The organism is Mesorhizobium sp. C372A (genome assembly GCF_030323245.1).
In the GTDB taxonomy this organism is placed as follows: domain Bacteria; phylum Pseudomonadota; class Alphaproteobacteria; order Rhizobiales; family Rhizobiaceae; genus Mesorhizobium.
Map to the genome: position 1 here is coordinate 1,540,474 of NZ_CP100475.1, position 16,524 is coordinate 1,556,997.

Genomic DNA, 16,524 nt, shown 5'->3' on the forward strand with positions numbered 1-16,524 from the left:
CTATCACTCCACTCTGGTGAGTCATTTGGCGATCATGCCATTTTCTCGCGCCGCCTCGATAAGGCCGGCACGCACCGCCTCGTCGGCGTCGACCGTCCTGACGGCAAGCGCTGCAAGGTCGAGCGCCTGGCGGTAGAGGGCTGCTAGCGACCCCGAGGCGACCAGCACGATTGCAGTGGTGCTTTCGCCATAGCGGCGGCCCGCCGAGGCGATCTCGCCGCCGATCAGCAGGCCGGACAGGCAAGCGGCGGCATCGTCGGCCTTGAGGTCCTGCAGCAGGCCGGCGGCGCGGATCGAGAACAGCCGCGAGGTGACATCGCCGCCCTCGGCCAAAGCCTTGCGGCACCATTCCTGGAAGGAGGGATTGTCCGGAATGACCGGCTTCGGGCTCTCGCCCAGCGAATGGCGCAGGATCGAGTGAGTGGCCAGCACCGAAAACAGCTCGCCGGTCGGCCAGGTGCAGAAGCCGTCGACCGCGCCGTCTTCGACCAGAACCCATTTCGAATGGGTGCCGGGCATGCAGACGAGATGGCGACCTTTTGCCGGCAAACCGGCGCCGGCAAGCTGGGTTTCCTCGCCGCGCATTACATCCGGCGCATCTTCCAGGCGCTGCGCCAGGCCAGGCACGATGCGGATGTCGCGGCTCTGGCCGGGAATGCGGGCGGCCCCCGCGAGGATGGCACTGAGCGGCGCCGGCACGGTGATGTAAGGCGCTTCCAGCCAACCCTGGCGCGAGCCGGCCATGCCGCAGATGATGACTGGCAGTGTGTCAGGCGCGCCGAGCGCCGCGAGATGGCCTTCGAGGATGGTCGAAAAGCCTTTTTGCTGCGCGGTGATCAGCCCATCATCGCCGCGACGCTCGGCAAGCACCCCGCCCGCCTCGTCGACCAGCCAGACCCGCATGCGGGTCGTGCCCCAGTCGACGGCGGCGACTGCCGGCGTGCCTTTTGCCGGATTTTGATTCACCGGGCTCACAGGAAACCCCCGTCGACGATCAACATCTGCGCCGTCAGCATACGCGAGGCGTCGGAGGCCAGGAACAGCACCGTGCCGACGATGTCGTCGGGCTGCATGACCTGCTTGATGCTTTGCTTGGCGACATGGGCGGCGAGCCCCTGCTCGGTGACCCAGAGTTCCCGCTGCCGCTCGGTGATCACCCAGCCCGGCGCAATCGCATTGACGCGGATGCCATCGACCCCAAGCTTGCCGGCGAGACCTTTGGTGAGGCCGAGTATGCCGGCCTTGGCGGCGGTGTAGGCCGGCATATCGGGGTGGTTGATGAGATAGGAGGTTGAGGTGAAGTTGATGATCGAACCGCCGCCGGCCCGCTTCATGCCCGGCGCCACCGCCTGTGCGGTGAAGAAATGCGGGCGCAGATTGACGGCGAGATTGTTGTCCCAGAACTCGACGGTAACGTCAGCGACGTCGTGGCGTTCGTCCCAGGCGGCATTGTTGACCAGCACGGTGACGTCGCCATGTGCCTCAGCCGCTTTGGCGGCCGAAGCGCGCAACGCCTCGACGTCGCGCAAATCGGTCTTGAGGTAGAGCGGTCGCCGGCCAAGTTCTTTTTCGACGCGGTCGGCAAGCAGCGTGCTTGGGCCATCGGCGATGTCGATGAAGGCGACATGGGCGCCCTGGCGAACGAAGCCCTCGGTCAGTGCCGCACCAATTCCGGAACCGCCGCCGGTGATCAGCACCGAGGCTCCCCTGAGGTCGGCAAAATCCGCCGATGGCATCATATCTTCATCTCCCGGTCCGGTCGGCGCGCATCCTATCCAGCCAAGTCCGGGGAGCAAGGGCGAAAACGGCGATTTGATTGGCTTATGTCAGACAAAAGGCCGCAAGATGGCGGCCACAGTCGATCTTGGCTCGCGCCGCTGACTTGCTCGACGCAGGCCAGACCGCCGGTCAGACTGCCTTGGCGTAGAGGGCGCCGCGATAGGAATCGCGGAGGTAGCCGAGCGTGGCGTCGGCATCGACCGGTTTGCCGAAGAGATAGCCCTGGCCGCCGGCGCAGCCGAACTGGACGAGGCGGTCGGCCTGCGCCTCCTCCTCGATGCCTTCGGCGACGACATCCATGCCGAGCCCTTCGCACATGGCCAGAATGGCGCGGATGATGTGTTCCGACGGTCGGTCGTCGAGGATCGAGGAGACGAAGGCGCGGTCGATCTTGAGCTTGTCGAAATGGAATTCGCGCAAGCGGCCGAGCGAGGACTGGCCGGTGCCGAAATCGTCGAGCGAGACTCGGATGCCGACGCGACGCAGGTCCTCGACGATCTTCTCGGCCGAGGCCGGATCGTTCATCAGGCCGGTTTCGGTGATCTCGATCTCCAGCCGTCGCGGATCGAAGCCGGTGCGGTCGAGGATCGACAATATGTGCAGGCCAGTGTTCTGGTCGACGAGCTGCGAGGGCGACAGGTTGAAGGACAGGAACAGGTCCTTCGGCCAGCTGCGCGCCGCTTCGGCCGCCTTGCGCAGCACCAGCTGCGACAGCGGGCCGATGATGCCGCGCTCTTCGGCGATCGGGATGAACACGGTCGGCGGGACGACGCCGAGGTCGCGATCGGTCCAGCGCGCCAGCGTCTCGAAGCCGATGGTGCGGCGGGTGGTCAGATCGACGATGGGCTGGAAATGCGGCTCGACCTCACCGGCCGAGACGGCGCGGCGCAGCGCCTGTTCGATGCGGGTGACGCGCTTGGCCGCCTCTTCCATTTCGCGGGTGTAGACGACGACGCGGCCACGGCCCGAACGCTTGGCGTGGTAGAGCGCCGTTTCGGCCTTGTTGACGAGGATTTCCGTGGTTTCGTCGCCGGAATAAAACAGCGAGCAGCCGACCGAGGCCGAAAGCCTGGCGGTGCGTTCGCCGACATCGTAGGGCGCCGACAGGATTTCGATCATCATGCGCGACTTCTCGGCCGCCGCCTCCTCCGAGAACACCATCGGGTAGAGGAAGGCGAATTCGTCGGCGCCGATGCGGCAGACAGTAGAGTGGCTGTCCATCGAGGCGCGCAGCCGCATCGCCACCTGGATCAATATGTCGTCGCCGGCCTTGTGGCCGAACAGATCGTTGATCGGCTTGAAGCCGTCGAGGTCGAGAATGCCGACCGTGAACGGCGCGGGATCGTCTGCACGGTCGCTGATCAGGCGATCGACCTTGTCGAAGAAGCGGCGATGGTTGCCAAGCCCGGTCAGCGCATCGGTGAACGCCAGATCCGAGTTTTCCCTGCTTGCCTGCCCGGTGCCAAACGTCGTTTGCATCGGTATCCCTGTTTGTGACGCCCGAAATTTAGGCTGAGACTGGCAGCAAAGCGTTTAGGAAGCGTATCGCGAAATCGATTTTTCGCTGGCGAATGATGCTTTAGCGGACGCGGTAGAGTTCGACCGGGGTTCCGCGCGTTTCGGCCACCGGTTCGAGCCAATCGGGGACGCTTCCCTGCATCAGCCTGGCCAGGAAGCCTTGCGGCGCCTTGGCGGCAAGCATCTTGCTTTCGGCGCTGCCGCGGCAGAGCGCCATCAGGCCGACGTGGTGAGCCGCCGCGATCGTCCTCGCCTGGTCCGCCGATCCGAGGAAGGCATCGAGCGCAAGCAGGTCGCCGGCGATGTTGCGATGATAGGGGCCGGCAAAGACGCGGTGCCCGGAATAGGCCAGGATGGGCGAGCCGAGATTGGAAATGGCAAGCACCGTGGTGTCCGGCAGCCGGGCCAACGCCGCGAAGGAGGCCTTGCGCTCGCAGGACGGATCGCTGTCGGTGTCCTGTGCCTCGACCGAGACCTTGTTGGCCTCGAACACGCTCGACGTCGCGGCGGCAGCGCCGGCCCAGACGGCATTCACCGACACCACCCAGACCGCCGCCATGCGCAGCGATACGCTGCGCGCAGGGCTGATCCTCGCCCGTTCGCGCCAGCTTGCGATCCAGGCCGACAGCGGGATGACGGCAAAGGCGATCGAGAATGTCGAGCCGCGGACCTGCCAGGCGCTGACGATGAAGGCGCCGACCAGCAAGGCGCCGACGAGGCTGTCCTGGCGGCGCCATGGTCCGCGCAGGCGAAGCGCCATCAGCGCGATCGCCACCAGCGGCGTGACATAGCGCGCCGCCAGCGAGGCCGGCTCGCTGGCGGCAATACTGAACAGCGACTGCGCCTCGTCGATGTGATCGAGCCACAATTCCTTGAGGCGCGGATCGAGAGTTGCGTAGGGAGCCGCAAGGCATTGCGGAAACAGCGCCGCGACAACGGCGCCCAGCACAAGCGCGAGCAGGCCGAGCGAAATCAGGCGGCGTCCGGCCGTGCCGTTGGACACCTTGAGCGACGTCACGGCGGCAAGGCCCAGTCCGGCGATTGCCGCGACGACGAATTGTACGGCCGAGAAGGCATCGCACTGCGCCTGGCCCCAGGCCGATGGCGGGATGGTGCTGACGAAGACCAGGGCTGAAACGCCGGCAAAGCCGAGACCGAAATCCCTGGCGATCCGGCGTTCGCCGCCGGGATCGACGACGAACAGCAAAGCGATGCAGGCGCCGATGGTGGCGACATAGGGCGCGGTTTCCATGCCGACGGCCAGCGTCAGGGCCGCACACAGCCCGGAAATCAGCGCCGCCCAGCGACGCGCCGGCGCCTCGAGCAGCAGGCTGAGGCTGGCCATGGTCAGCGTCAGCTGGACATTGTGATGATCGAGCGCACCCGGCAAGAAAATGCCGATGAAATGCAGCGCCGCCGCGCCGATAACGACCGCCGGCAGCACCGCGCCGACGCCGGCGAAGCTGCGCGCCGCACGGGCGAGGAAGAACACCGCCAGGCAAAACAGCAGCGCCGGCCACAGCACCTGCGCGATCGCTTCGGCCATGGCCATGCTGCCGGTCAGCGCCGAGGCGGCGAGGATGATGGCGGCGAGCGGTGCGTCGACCAGCCGCGACCAGTGCATGACGAAACCGCCTTCCGGCCCCATCCTGTACTGATGCAGGTCGAACCAGCCCTGGCCGGCCAGCATGTCGCGAACCTCGACCAGCCGCAGCAGGCTGTCATTGTCGCCGCCGGCATTGCTCAATTCGCGAAAGCCCGTGGCGGCATTGACAGCCAGCACCACCAGCATGGCAAGCAGCGCCAGCGTCATATCGGACTTCCAGGAGGAAGCACCCGCCTTGGCTGCGTTCATCATCATGACCTTCGTCGGAAAGACTGCGGCCTTAAACCTAGCCTTAACAGCTTCAATAAATAGTAAAGTCGCCTGAGCGAGTCCGCATATGAGCGCGGCCGGAGGCTCCGCCGGGTGTCGGGAGACGGAAATGCCGCACGAAGTCCGCCACGAGCCGGCCATTGCCGTGCTCCTGCCTTGCTACAATGAGGAACTGACCATCGCCGAGGTGGTGCGGCGCTTTCGCGAGACGCTGCCATCGGCCGACATCTATGTCTATGACAACAATTCGCGCGACCTGACGGCATTAAAGGCCCGCGCAGCGGGCGCCATCGTCGTCCGCGAGCCGCGCCAGGGCAAGGGCAATGTCGTGCGGCGCATGTTCGCCGACATCGATGCGGACATCTATCTGATGGCCGATGGCGACGGCACCTATGCGCCGGAAGATGCCTCGCTGCTGATCAACATCCTGCAGACCGAGCGCTGCGACATGGTGGTAGGCACCAGGCGCGGCGTCACCGACGATGCCGGCCGTTCCGGCCATGCCTTCGGCAACCGCATCTTCAATAGCCTCTACAAGCGGCTGTTCGGCGCCGACTTCACCGACATCTTCTCCGGCTACCGCGTCTTCTCGAGGCGCTTCGTCAAGAGCTTTCCCGCCGTTTCCGGCGGCTTCGAGATCGAGACCGAAATGTCGGTGCATGCCTCGCAGCTGAAACTGCCGGTGAGCGAGATCGCGCTCGATTATGGCCGCCGGCCTGAGGGATCGTCGTCGAAGCTGTCGACCTATCGCGACGGCGCCAGGATCCTGTGGATGTTCGCCATGCTGATGAAGGAAACGCAGCCGCTGCGCTTCTTCGGCGCCTTCGCGATTTTCTTCCTGGCGTCGAGCCTTGCCCTGATGACGCCGGTGCTGATCGAATTCGCCCAGACCGGCCTCGTGCCGCGCATGCCGACCTGGGTGCTGTCGGTCGGCCTGCTGCTGCTCTCGATGCTTGCGATGGTGACCGGACTGATCCTCGATTCGGTATCGCGCGGACGCGCCGAGCAGAAACGCATTTTCTATCTCTCGGTTCCGTCGGGCCGGGTCGAACGGCGCGAACGCACGAGCGAAACAGCGAAGGCCGAACCGGGCAAGACGCCCCGGGCCGCCTGAGGCCGTGAGCCGGCTCGCCCGCTTCGTCCTGGCCGGCGGCGTTGGTTTCGTCGCCGATGCCGCGGTGCTCTGGCTGCTCTTGGCGGTGACGCCGCTCGGTCCCTTCGTCGCCCGTGTCCTGTCGATCGGCTTTGCGCTGTGCGTCACCTGGCAGATCAACCGGCACCTGACCTTTTCGCCGTCGAGCCGCAGCGTGGCGCAGGAGGGCGCGCGCTATGGCGGCGTCGGCATCGCCACCAGCATTGTCAACTATCTCGTCTACTGCGCCATCCTGTTCGCGCTGCCGGCAATGCCGCCGCTGGCGGCACTTGCCGTCGCCTCGCTGGTCGCCATGGCGCTGTCCTTCCTCGGTTACTCCCGGCTGGTCTTCGACCGGTAAAGGTCTGGGCCAAGCAAGCGCGATTGGCAGAAGCCGCCAAGTTCCGTATATCGGCGACAGAGCCCGCTGGAGACCAGAAGATGCCCCTGAAGATCGCCGTCCAGATGGACCATGTCTCCACCGTCTCGATCGCCGGCGACACGTCCTTTGCGCTGTCGCTGGAGGCGCAGCGGCGCGGCCACCAATTGTTCCACTACACGCCCGACCGGCTGTCGATGCTGGGCGGCAAGGTGTTTGCCCGCATCGAAGAGATGAAGCTCCGCGACGAGAAGGGCAATCATTATACGCTGGGCGACAAGGTGCGCACCGACCTGTCGGAGATGGATGTGATCCTGCTGCGCCAGGATCCGCCCTTCGACATGAATTACATCACCACCACGCATATTCTGGATCGCATTCACCCGAAGACATTGGTCGTCAACGACCCGGCCTGGGTGCGCAACAGCCCGGAAAAGATCTTCGTCACCGAATTCCCCGATCTGATGCCCGAAACGCTGATCACCAAGGATCCCCAGGAGGTCGCGGCCTTCCGCAAGGAATTCGGCGACATCATCGTCAAGCCGCTCTATGGCAATGGCGGCGCCGGCATCTTCCATCTCAAGGAAGACGATCGCAACCTCGCCTCACTGCTCGAAATGTTCGCCCAGCTGTCACGCGAGCCGTATATCGTCCAGCGCTATCTGAAGGATGTGCGCAAGGGCGACAAGCGAATCATCCTGATCGACGGCGAGGCGGTCGGCGCCATCAACCGCGTGCCGGCCGACCACGATTCTCGCTCCAACATGCATGTCGGCGGCCGCGCCGAAAAGACCGAGCTGACGGAACGCGAACGCGAAATCTGCGCCCGCATCGGCCCATCGCTGAAAGAACGCGGCTTCATCCTGGTCGGCATCGACGTGATCGGCGACTACATGACCGAGATCAACGTGACCTCGCCAACCGGCGTGCGCGAAGTGCAGCGTTTTGGCGGCGCCGATATCGCCAGCCTGTTCTGGGACGCGGTGGAGGAAAAGCGGCGGAATTCGACCGCGTAGTGTGCGTTGCTACGGAGGACTTTGGTGGGTCCAGAGAAGCATCGAAAGATGCTCTTTATCGGGTAAGACTGCCGAGCAAGCGGCTCATCAGATCAAACTATGTCCCGGAAGCGCCGAGGCCTCAGTTTCCGAGGAAGGAGACCGATAAGTCTGGTCTGCAATTTTCGCTGTGGTGTTGCCCAGTCTTTCAGCAGAAAACCCGCATCGGAGTTCTTTTCCAGCAATGCAAAAGCCGCAGACAGTCCGATCAGGTCGACCAAGGTCCTGCGCATTGAGTGGCGGGAGATTAAATGCGCCAGTCCCGGCGCCACTTCGCACCAACGATTGGCCAGTGCCCGCCGTATCGCTATTTCAGTATCAGGCGACATCCTGCCGAGGCCAACTCCGGTACCCAGGATGCGCCCGTCCGCCCAGCCATTGCCGCCGTGAAGCCGATAACTGCCAAGAGCCCGCCCAATCCTCACGGTTCCGCCGATCATATGGGCGGCACGAGCCATATAACCATCGGCACATATCTTTATTTCGTCCGGATCGGATGGACGCATGATTTCAAGCGGAGCTCGACGAAACATCATCCCCGATGTGGTTGACCAAAACCAACCCACGGTACCCCGATCAATAAATAATAATGTCGGGTCAGCTTCGGTGTCGACATGCAGGTAGCCGCTCATTTTCGGCATCGATCGCGGGTCGTTCAGGTGGAATACGGGATGACCGCCCGCAAGCAGGTTGCCGGCCGTATCTATCACCACCTCATCGGAGCTCGACATTGCCGCGATACGGGTTTGGCTGAGATGCGCTCTCACATGGCATTCTATGAAGTCAGGATGCCAAGCATCGTCACCGTCAAGAAAGGAGATCAGGGGCCCGGCTGTCGCGTCAAGCCCGGTCATCATTGCTGTCAACTGCCCGCCATTTTGCAGTCGGGGCAGAAAGCGGAAACGACTGTCGCCAAGCTGGGACAGACACTCTTCAATCCTTCGGCGGGAACCGTCGGTCGAAAAATCATCGACCACCACGCATTCGAACGCAGTGTATGTCTGCGCCGCTACGGATCGGATCGCAGTGTCGATGAATGCCTCTTGATTGAAACAGCCTACGCAAACGGATACGGTTGGTAGCGCGATGTGAGAACCAGCTCCGCTTGGGACGATGTTTTCTTTCAAGAGGCGCTTCTCCGTACACCAGATTTGATCGCCTGAGATATTCCGTCGATCAAATGGCGGTGTTTCTTTGCCAAATTTCTCTCTATCGAAGCGAGTTTTTCTCCGCACTCAAGATCGCAATTGCCGCATGTTGACCCTACAGCACGGGTATCGCCCTCCTACCAAATTCGAGATTGTCAGAGCCATGCTGCGTCATGGCCACAACCTCAGAAAAGGGCACCCTTCCGCGAAGTCGCAACCTGCTCTTCAGGCCAGTTTGCTGTCGGACGATCCGTTCATATCCTATTCGGGAATGTCCGGTACGCCGCTCGGATTAGCAAGTCATATGCCTTTCCGTCCACGCAGCCACCGCGCCTGGTTTCTCATCTCGCCAACCTGGTCCATCGAAAACAGTGCTAGCGTCAAAACCATCCGGACCTATGCCGTTCTGCATAGACTCAAGAACCCCCGTCACTCGCTAATCTTCCTATCCAACACTCAGGCAGAGGCTGATCTGTTGAACCAGTCCGGCGAGGCCGCCGTCCTGCACAACAAGACGTCAACAACCTCCGAACACATATTCAGGCCTCTCGATGACGTCCCTGTAGAATTTGATGCAATCTACAATGCGCAGCTGGCTCCGTGGAAGCGCCATGACTTGTCGCTTGGCATCCAGCGTTGCGCATTTGTCTTCTATCGAGATTCAAGCGGATCCTCCACGACGGAGTCGGAAAGAGCGCGAATAAATCGGCATAGGGAGCTCGCGCCGCATCACGTCTTTATCAACGAGTTTGACGGCACCGGCAAGCCGGTCCGATTGGCACCGGCTCAGGTGAACACGCATCTAAATCGTGCAGCCGTGGGAATCTGTCTCTCTCACCTGGAAGGACCAATGTTCGCCAGCACGGAATATCTTCTCGCGGGCCTTCCAGTGGTCACGACGCCGAACCATGGCGGCCGAGACCTTTATCTGGATGACGACTATTCGCTCACAGTTCCACCCGATCCTCGATCCATCGCGGAGGCTGTCTTAGCGCTGAAGGAGCGACGAATTCCCCGGGATTACATTCGTTCGCAAACTTTGAAACGAATCGAACGAGACCGCGGGCGGTTCATAGACCTTGTAAACGAGATTTTTCTGGAGAGCGGCTCTTCGCGCCGGATCGCCCTGCCTTGGCCTTTCAGATATCCTGTCATGGAGTGGCTTCCACCGCAGGTCGCGATCGATCGATCGCTTTCAGGTTCGGTCGATGCCTTCATCACCGCTTAGACGGCAACAGCCTCGGATTGCCGGAGGAACTCTGTCGCCCTCTACCGGGCACAACGCGGCTGCAACCAGCACGGCTGCCTGTTCCTGTAATGTTCTTGCCTTGGCCTGAAATCTATGGTTGTCTTGTCGTGACGTCGCTCGCGGCCTGAACCACAAGGTCGAGGCGAAGCCGGTTTCCGGGGGCAGGGCAAATGGTGGCGCGGGTTCGCACGGTTGCTTTCCAGGGCATCGAGGCCGTGCCGGTCGATGTCCAGGTGATGATCGCGCCGGGCAAGGTCGGCATGCAGATCGTCGGCCTGGCCGACAAGGCGGTGGCCGAAAGCCGCGAACGCGTGCAGGCGGCGCTCCATGCATCCGGCCTGTCGATGCCGTCGAAGAAGGTGACGGTCAACCTCGCTCCAGCCGATCTGCCCAAGGAAGGCAGCCATTACGACCTGCCGATCGCGCTCGGCCTGATGGCAGCACTCGGCGCCATTCCGGGCGACATGCTGGCCTCCTATGTCGTGCTCGGCGAATTGTCGCTCGACGGAACCATTGCCGCGGTTGCAGGCGCCCTGCCGGCGGCGATCGGCGCCAATGCCGAGGGCAAAGGCCTGATTTGCCCGTTCGGCTGCGGGCCGGAAGCGGCCTGGGCGGGAAAGGATTTCGACATATTGGCGCCGCGCAGCCTGATTGCCATCGCCAATCATTTTCGCGGCACGCAGGTGCTGTCGCGACCCGAGCCCGGCATTCATGTCTCGGCGCGCGACCTGCCCGACCTCTCAGACATCAAGGGCCAGGAAAGCGCCAAGCGGGCGCTGGAAGTGGCGGCGGCCGGCGGCCACAATCTCTTGATGGTAGGGCCTCCCGGCTCGGGAAAATCGATGCTGGCGCAGAGGCTGCCTTCAATTCTGCCGCCACTGGCGCCCAAGGAACTTCTTGAAGTCTCGATGATCGCCTCGGTGGCCGGCGAGCTCGGCGAAGGCAAGCTCACCGACCGGCGGCCGTTCCGCGCCCCGCACCATTCGGCTTCGATGGCGGCAATGGTCGGCGGCGGCATCAGGGCGCGGCCGGGCGAAGTATCGCTTGCCCATAACGGCGTCCTGTTCCTCGACGAGTTTCCCGAATTCACGCCGCAGACCTTGGATGCGCTGCGCCAACCGCTGGAGACCGGCGACTGCATGATCGCGCGCGCCAACCACCGCGTCACCTATCCAGCGCGCATCCAGCTGGTGGCGGCGATGAACCCGTGCCGTTGCGGCATGGCCGGCGAGCCCGGCTATCGCTGCCTGCGCGGCGAACGCTGCCGCACCGATTACCAGGCGCGCATCTCAGGCCCGTTGCTCGACCGCATCGACCTCAGGACCGAGGTACCGGCGGTCTCGGCCGCCGACCTGATCCGGCCCGACCGAGCGGAGAAAAGTGCAGCCGTCGCCCAGCGCGTGGCGCGCGCCCGCACCATCCAGCGCGAACGTTTCGAGCGGCTGGGCGTTACCAGCGCCACCACCAACGCCCATTGCTCGCCTTCTGTTATCGAGGACATCGCCGCGCCGGACGCAGCAGGCCTGTCGCTGCTGAAAGACGCCAGCGAGAAACTCGGCTTTTCTGCGCGCGCCTATCACCGCGTGCTCAAAGTGGCGCGCACACTGGCTGACCTCGACGCCAGCGAAACCGTCGGCCGAATTCACCTGGCCGAGGCGATTTCCTACCGCATGATGTCGGAGCGGGTAGCGCAGGCGGCGTAACGCTCCTCCTTGAGGGGAAGGTGGCCCCGAAGCGGCAGGGTGGGGGTCGCCGAAGAATGGTCGATCTTTTTGGAGCCGAGCCGAGAAAGGGCCTCTGCAATGACATTGCTTGTAGTGTCGTCCGAAGGGAGTCGCTGCACTTCACGCAGGACCCCACCCGGCCCTTCGGGCCACCCTCCCCTCAAGGGGGAGGGAAACGCAGGCGCTAATTCGCCCGCTCTTTCGCCTTCAGCTCCAGCCGCCGTGCGTGCAGCACCGGTTCCGTATAGCCATTCGGCTGTTCGCGGCCTCTAAACACCAGGTCGCAGGCGGCGTGGAAGGCGATGGAATTGTCGAAATCGGTGGCCATCGGGCGGTAGAGCGGGTCGCCGACATTTTGGAGGTCGACGATCGCTGCCATGCGCCGCAGCGAATCCATCACCTGAATTTCGGAGCAAACCTTGTGGTGCAGCCAGTTGGCGATGTGCTGCGAGGAGATGCGCAGCGTGGCGCGGTCTTCCATCAGGCCGACATCGTTGATGTCGGGCACTTTCGAGCAGCCGACGCCCTGGTCGATCCAGCGCACGACATAGCCGAGAATGCCTTGCGCATTGTTGTCGAGCTCGCGCTGGATCTCGTCGGGGGTCCAGTTCGGCCGCACCGCCACCGGCACCGACAATATATCATCGAGCTTCGCCTTCGGCCGGCTCTTGAGCGCCGCCTGGACGGCATGGACATCGACCTTGTGATAGTGCGTGGCGTGCAACGTCGCCGCCGTCGGCGACGGCACCCAGGCGGTGTTGGCGCCGGCCTTGGGATGCGCGATCTTCTGTTCCAGCATCGCCGCCATCAGATCCGGCATCGCCCACATGCCCTTGCCGATCTGGGCGTGGCCGGCCAGACCGCATTCCAGCCCGGTGTCGACATTCCACGCCTCATAGGCGGAGATCCAGGCGGCCTGCTTCATGTCGAACTTGCGGATCATCGGCCCGGCTTCCATCGAGGTGTGGATCTCGTCGCCGGTGCGGTCGAGGAAGCCGGTGTTGATGAACACGACGCGTTCCTTGGCGGCGCGGATCGCCTCCTTGAGGTTGACGGTGGTGCGCCGCTCCTCGTCCATGATGCCCATCTTGATGGTGTTTGCCGCCATACCGAGCAGCGCTTCGACGCGGTCGAAAATCTCGACTGCGAAGGCGACTTCCTCCGGCCCATGCATCTTCGGCTTCACCACATACATTGAGCCCGCGCGGGAATTCATCCGACGCCCGTTGGCGCCGACATCGTGCAGCGCGATCAGCGCCGTCATCGCCGCATCCAAGATGCCTTCCGGCACCTCGTTGCCATCGCGGTCGAGGATGGCCGGATTGGTCATGAGGTGACCGACGTTTCGCACCAGCATCAGCGAGCGGCCAGGCAAGCTCAGCGCGCCACCACTGGGCGCGGTCCAGGCGCGGTCCGGATTGAGCTTGCGCGTGAAGGTTTTGCCGCCCTTGCTGATTTCCTCCGCCAGATCGCCCTTCATCAGGCCGAGCCAGTTGCGGTAGACGATGACCTTGTCCTCGGCATCCACCGCCGCGACCGAATCCTCGCAGTCCTGGATGGTGGTCAGCGCCGATTCCAGGATCACGTCGGCAATGCCGGCCGGGTCGGTGCGGCCGATCTGGTTGGTGCGGTCGATGAGGATCTCGATGTGCAGGCCGTTCTGGACCAGCAGGATGGCTTCCGGGTTGGCACCGTCGCCGCGATAGCCGGCAAATTGTTTCGGGTTGGCCAGCGTGGTGCCGCCGGCGCCAGCGCCGAGCCGCAAGGTGCCACCCGAAACCGTCAGCCCGTTCACGCCGGCCCATTTGCCCGAGGTGAGCGGCACGGACTCGTCCAGAAAACTCTTCGCCCAGGCAACCACCTTGGCGCCGCGCACGGGGTTGAAGCTTTTGCCCTTCTCGGCGCCACCGGTCTCGGCAATGGCGTCGGTTCCGTAGAGCGCATCGTAGAGCGAGCCCCAGCGAGCATTGGCGGCGTTGATCGCATAACGCGCATTCATCACCGGCACCACCAGCTGCGGCCCGGCAACGCTGGCGATCTCGGGGTCGACATTGTCGGTCGTCACGGAGAAGGCCGGCCCTTCGGGCACGAGATAGCCGATCTCACGCAAGAAGCTTTTGTAGGCCTCCATATCGATGGGCGCGCCATTGGCGCGGTGCCAGGCGTCGATCTGTTCCTGCATGGCGTCGCGTTTGGCCAACAGCGCTCGGTTCTTCGGCGCCAGATCATGCACGATGGCCGAAAAGCCGTTCCAGAAAACGTCCGCGGCAATACCGGTACCCGGCAGCGCTTCGCCGACAAAGTCATGCAGTTCGCGGGCAATCCGCAATCCGGCGATCTCGACGCGATCGGTCATCAGGGCTTCTCCAGATGAAGGCTTTGCGGCCTTTGGCATGTCAGGGGCGAAGGGTCAATTCAGCTTAGGGTGAAGCCGGGGATTTTGAAGCTGCTGATCTCCCCCCTCGTGGGGGAGATTACCCTAAACCGCGATCCTCGGCCGACCCGATGCAACCGCCACCACATGCGCTTCGATAAACATCCGTTGGGCCTCAACCGTAGACACCTTGAACTCGGTCGAAACGTCGATCTCGGCATTATCCGTGCCGGCATCCTTCGCGCGCGCGGCTACGATCGCCCGCACATCAGCCTCCGCTGCCGCGATCGCCTTGGCCTCGTCGGTGAAGTCGCGCACCGTTTGCCCCGACGCGACCCGGAACAAACCTTCCTTGGGCTGGCTGACGCGGGCTTCGGCCGAGACGCGGACCTGGCCGACGACGGCGCCGAGCGCGTTGGCGACGTCGGTATCCTCCGGCACCACGCACTCATTACCGACCAGCTCGGCCAAGCCGGCATAGTGCAGCGGCGCCGAGGCGCCGAGGCCAATGACCGGACGATCGAGCGCGACGCTGAGCCTTGCGATGCCGGGATGGGAATCGACGGCGCGCTGCACCAGCGCGTGCGCGACGGTGGCGGCGCCATCCAGCCCATCCTCGGCAAAGGCTGTCTCCAGAATGTATTCGGCCGACCAGCGCGTGAGCGTCAGCAGCACGCGTTCGGAAATCACCTCCGGAGACGGCGCGATGTACTGGCCTCGCCCATCACGCTTGCGGGCAAACAGTTCGGCGCCGAGCCGGGCCGCAAGCGGGTCCCAGTTGGCCTGCTTGCCGAGCACATGGGCGGCGTCCGAGGGGGTGAAGCCCGAGATATGCACAAGACCGCGCGAGACCAGCCGGTTCAGCGTGGCGTTCTGGGCGTTCGAGGTGAGCAGCCTGTCGATGGCGAGCGGCACGGCACCAATCAGTTCATACAGTTTCGCCTCGGGCGCGGTCAGGCCGGCGGCGAGCCTGTCCGGCACGCCGGTGCGCAACGCAAAGCGGCCGTCCATGCGGCCGGGGTTGGGCGCCCTGAGCTGGCGCTCGAGCTCCGATGTCACTGAAGCACCATGCATCATGCCGGCCAGCGCCAGCGGCACCAGGCGGCGCGGCCCGAGCAGGATTTTCGGGTTGAGCGCGCCATCTTCCAGTGCCACTTCGGAATCGCCGCCGAGGCCGAAGGTGCGCATGGCGACCGCCTCGACCATGGTGCGGAAGCCGCCGACAGTGGCGCCTTCGGGATCGAGCCGAGGACGGCCGCCGTCGAGCACGGCGACATCGGTGGTGGTGCCGCCAATGTCGGACACCATGGCGTTGTCCAGGCCCGTCATGTGGCGGGCGCCGACCAGGCTGGCGGCCGGGCCGGAGAGGATGGTCTCGATCGGCCGCTGGCGGGCAAACGCCGCCGAAACCAGCGCGCCATCGCCGCGCACCACCATCAGGGGCGCTGCGATGTTGCGGGCTTCCAAAAATCCTTCGGTTGCCGCCACCAGCCGGTCGATCATCGAGATCAGCCTGGCGTTGAGCAAGGTGGTGAGCGCGCGACGCGGACCGCCGAGCTTGGCCGACAATTCATGGCTGGCGGTCACCGGCAGGCCGGTCTTTTCGCGGATGAGGTCGCGCGCGGCGAGTTCATGCTCCGGGTTGCGGGTGGCGAAATAGGCGCACACGGCAAAGCCCGACACCGAGGCGCCGAGTTCAGGGAGTGCTGCTTCCAGCCCCGACAGATCGAGCTTGGCCGCATTGCCGTGCACGTCATGGCCGCCCGGACAAAACACCACCGGATCGGTGCCGAGCGCCGTCTTCAGCCCGTCGCGCGCAAGGTCGGCCCCGGTAAAGCCGATCATGATGAGCGCCACACGCCCACCCTGGCCCTCGACCAGCGCATTGGTGGCGAGCGTCGTCGACATCGACACGAGTTTGATCGCGGCCGGATCGGTGGCCGATTTTCCCAGCACCGCATCGACCGCGCCGGAAATGCCGACGGCAAGATCGTGCCGCGTGGTCAGCGCCTTGGCCTTGGCCAGCACCTTGCCTTTTGGCCCGCCCTGTTCCGACCACAGCACGGCATCGGTATAGGTGCCACCGGTGTCGATACCGAGAAACAGGGGTTTTGGCTTGGCGGTCATGTCTGGCGGTCCGGGATTCTGCTCCCCCGCCCTTAGCCGATACGGCCCGGCTGATAAAGGCGGGAGAGGTGGGCCAGTTTGACCCTGGTCGCCGCTCATGCCCGCCAAACTTTGTAACGGTCACATTTTTTCATTGGTGCGTGGCCTGCCTTTGCGTGCACCA

General features: G+C 63.9%; 12 protein-coding genes. 5 read left to right on the forward strand and 7 right to left on the reverse strand.

The features are described from left to right. Window positions 1-21: 21 nt before the first annotated feature. The 4 genes from NLY42_RS07115 to NLY42_RS07130 all read right to left on the reverse strand — a co-directional run bounded on the left by NLY42_RS07115 (window position 22) and on the right by NLY42_RS07130 (window position 5,158). Entirely contained in the window at window positions 22-966 is a 945-nt protein-coding gene (locus NLY42_RS07115; RefSeq protein ID WP_027049049.1) for a 2-dehydro-3-deoxygalactonokinase, read from the reverse strand. A gap of 5 nt (window positions 967-971) precedes the next feature. Continuing rightward, the gene (locus tag NLY42_RS07120) at window positions 972-1,739 is read right to left on the reverse strand and encodes an SDR family NAD(P)-dependent oxidoreductase (protein WP_023755348.1); all 768 of its coding nucleotides are present in this window, start codon (window positions 1,737-1,739) and stop codon (window positions 972-974) included. 169 nt (window positions 1,740-1,908) lie between these two features. Further along, a complete protein-coding gene (locus tag NLY42_RS07125) occupies window positions 1,909-3,258 on the reverse strand; it encodes a putative bifunctional diguanylate cyclase/phosphodiesterase (RefSeq protein ID WP_023673185.1) in 1,350 nt (449 codons plus the stop codon). A 100-nt stretch (window positions 3,259-3,358) separates the two neighbouring features. Next, complete coding sequence (locus NLY42_RS07130) at window positions 3,359-5,158, reverse strand: hypothetical protein (RefSeq protein WP_023755347.1); 1,800 nt, start codon at window positions 5,156-5,158, stop codon at window positions 3,359-3,361. A 124-nt stretch (window positions 5,159-5,282) separates the two neighbouring features. Here NLY42_RS07130 and NLY42_RS07135 point away from each other — a divergent pair, with 124 nt between their 5' ends. The 3 genes from NLY42_RS07135 (at window position 5,283) to gshB (ending at window position 7,700) form a co-directional block, all read left to right on the forward strand. Continuing rightward, window positions 5,283-6,287 carry a glycosyltransferase gene (locus NLY42_RS07135; RefSeq protein ID WP_023755346.1) on the forward strand — a complete coding sequence of 335 codons (1,005 nt, stop codon included), beginning with the start codon at window positions 5,283-5,285 and terminating at the stop codon, window positions 6,285-6,287. A 4-nt stretch (window positions 6,288-6,291) separates the two neighbouring features. After that, entirely contained in the window at window positions 6,292-6,666 is a 375-nt protein-coding gene (locus tag NLY42_RS07140; protein WP_023755345.1) for a GtrA family protein, read from the forward strand. An 80-nt stretch (window positions 6,667-6,746) separates the two neighbouring features. Beyond that, entirely contained in the window at window positions 6,747-7,700 is a 954-nt protein-coding gene (gene gshB / locus NLY42_RS07145; RefSeq protein WP_023755344.1) for a glutathione synthase, read from the forward strand. Between the two features lie 92 nt (window positions 7,701-7,792). Here the strand turns inward: gshB and NLY42_RS07150 are convergent, their stop codons facing one another. Then, the gene (locus NLY42_RS07150; RefSeq protein ID WP_050590942.1) at window positions 7,793-8,866 is read right to left on the reverse strand and encodes a glycosyltransferase family 2 protein; all 1,074 of its coding nucleotides are present in this window, start codon (window positions 8,864-8,866) and stop codon (window positions 7,793-7,795) included. Window positions 8,867-9,050: 184 nt separating this feature from the next. Between NLY42_RS07150 and NLY42_RS07155 the strand changes: the two genes are divergently transcribed. Together NLY42_RS07155 and NLY42_RS07160 are read left to right on the forward strand one after the other, a co-directional pair. After that, window positions 9,051-10,115 carry a glycosyltransferase gene (locus tag NLY42_RS07155; protein WP_155923791.1) on the forward strand — a complete coding sequence of 355 codons (1,065 nt, stop codon included), beginning with the start codon at window positions 9,051-9,053 and terminating at the stop codon, window positions 10,113-10,115. A 191-nt stretch (window positions 10,116-10,306) separates the two neighbouring features. Then, on the forward strand, window positions 10,307-11,839 hold the full coding sequence (locus NLY42_RS07160) for a YifB family Mg chelatase-like AAA ATPase (RefSeq protein ID WP_023755341.1): 1,533 nt from the start codon (window positions 10,307-10,309) through the stop codon (window positions 11,837-11,839). A gap of 205 nt (window positions 11,840-12,044) precedes the next feature. On the opposite strand, the gene NLY42_RS07165 is transcribed toward NLY42_RS07160, so the two are convergent. Together NLY42_RS07165 and NLY42_RS07170 are read right to left on the reverse strand one after the other, a co-directional pair. Next, the gene (locus NLY42_RS07165) at window positions 12,045-14,216 is read right to left on the reverse strand and encodes a malate synthase G (RefSeq protein ID WP_023755340.1); all 2,172 of its coding nucleotides are present in this window, start codon (window positions 14,214-14,216) and stop codon (window positions 12,045-12,047) included. Between the two features lie 123 nt (window positions 14,217-14,339). Next, window positions 14,340-16,361 carry a hydantoinase/oxoprolinase N-terminal domain-containing protein gene (locus NLY42_RS07170; RefSeq protein ID WP_023755339.1) on the reverse strand — a complete coding sequence of 674 codons (2,022 nt, stop codon included), beginning with the start codon at window positions 16,359-16,361 and terminating at the stop codon, window positions 14,340-14,342. Window positions 16,362-16,524 lie beyond the last annotated feature (163 nt).

What these genes read in the sequence shown, in the direction of transcription:
- NLY42_RS07135 (WP_023755346.1), top strand. Translation starts at nt 5,283, where the DNA reads ATGCCGCACGAAGTCCGCCACGAGCCGGCCATTGCCGTGCTCCTGCCT.
- NLY42_RS07160 (WP_023755341.1), top strand. Translation starts at nt 10,307, where the DNA reads ATGGTGGCGCGGGTTCGCACGGTTGCTTTCCAGGGCATCGAGGCCGTG.
- NLY42_RS07130 (WP_023755347.1), bottom strand. Translation starts at nt 5,158, where the DNA reads ATGATGATGAACGCAGCCAAGGCGGGTGCTTCCTCCTGGAAGTCCGAT.
- NLY42_RS07125 (WP_023673185.1), bottom strand. Translation starts at nt 3,258, where the DNA reads ATGCAAACGACGTTTGGCACCGGGCAGGCAAGCAGGGAAAACTCGGAT.
- NLY42_RS07120 (WP_023755348.1), bottom strand. Translation starts at nt 1,739, where the DNA reads ATGATGCCATCGGCGGATTTTGCCGACCTCAGGGGAGCCTCGGTGCTG.
- NLY42_RS07165 (WP_023755340.1), bottom strand. Translation starts at nt 14,216, where the DNA reads ATGACCGATCGCGTCGAGATCGCCGGATTGCGGATTGCCCGCGAACTG.
- NLY42_RS07155 (WP_155923791.1), top strand. Translation starts at nt 9,051, where the DNA reads ATGCTGCGTCATGGCCACAACCTCAGAAAAGGGCACCCTTCCGCGAAG.
- gshB (WP_023755344.1), top strand. Translation starts at nt 6,747, where the DNA reads ATGCCCCTGAAGATCGCCGTCCAGATGGACCATGTCTCCACCGTCTCG.
- NLY42_RS07170 (WP_023755339.1), bottom strand. Translation starts at nt 16,361, where the DNA reads ATGACCGCCAAGCCAAAACCCCTGTTTCTCGGTATCGACACCGGTGGC.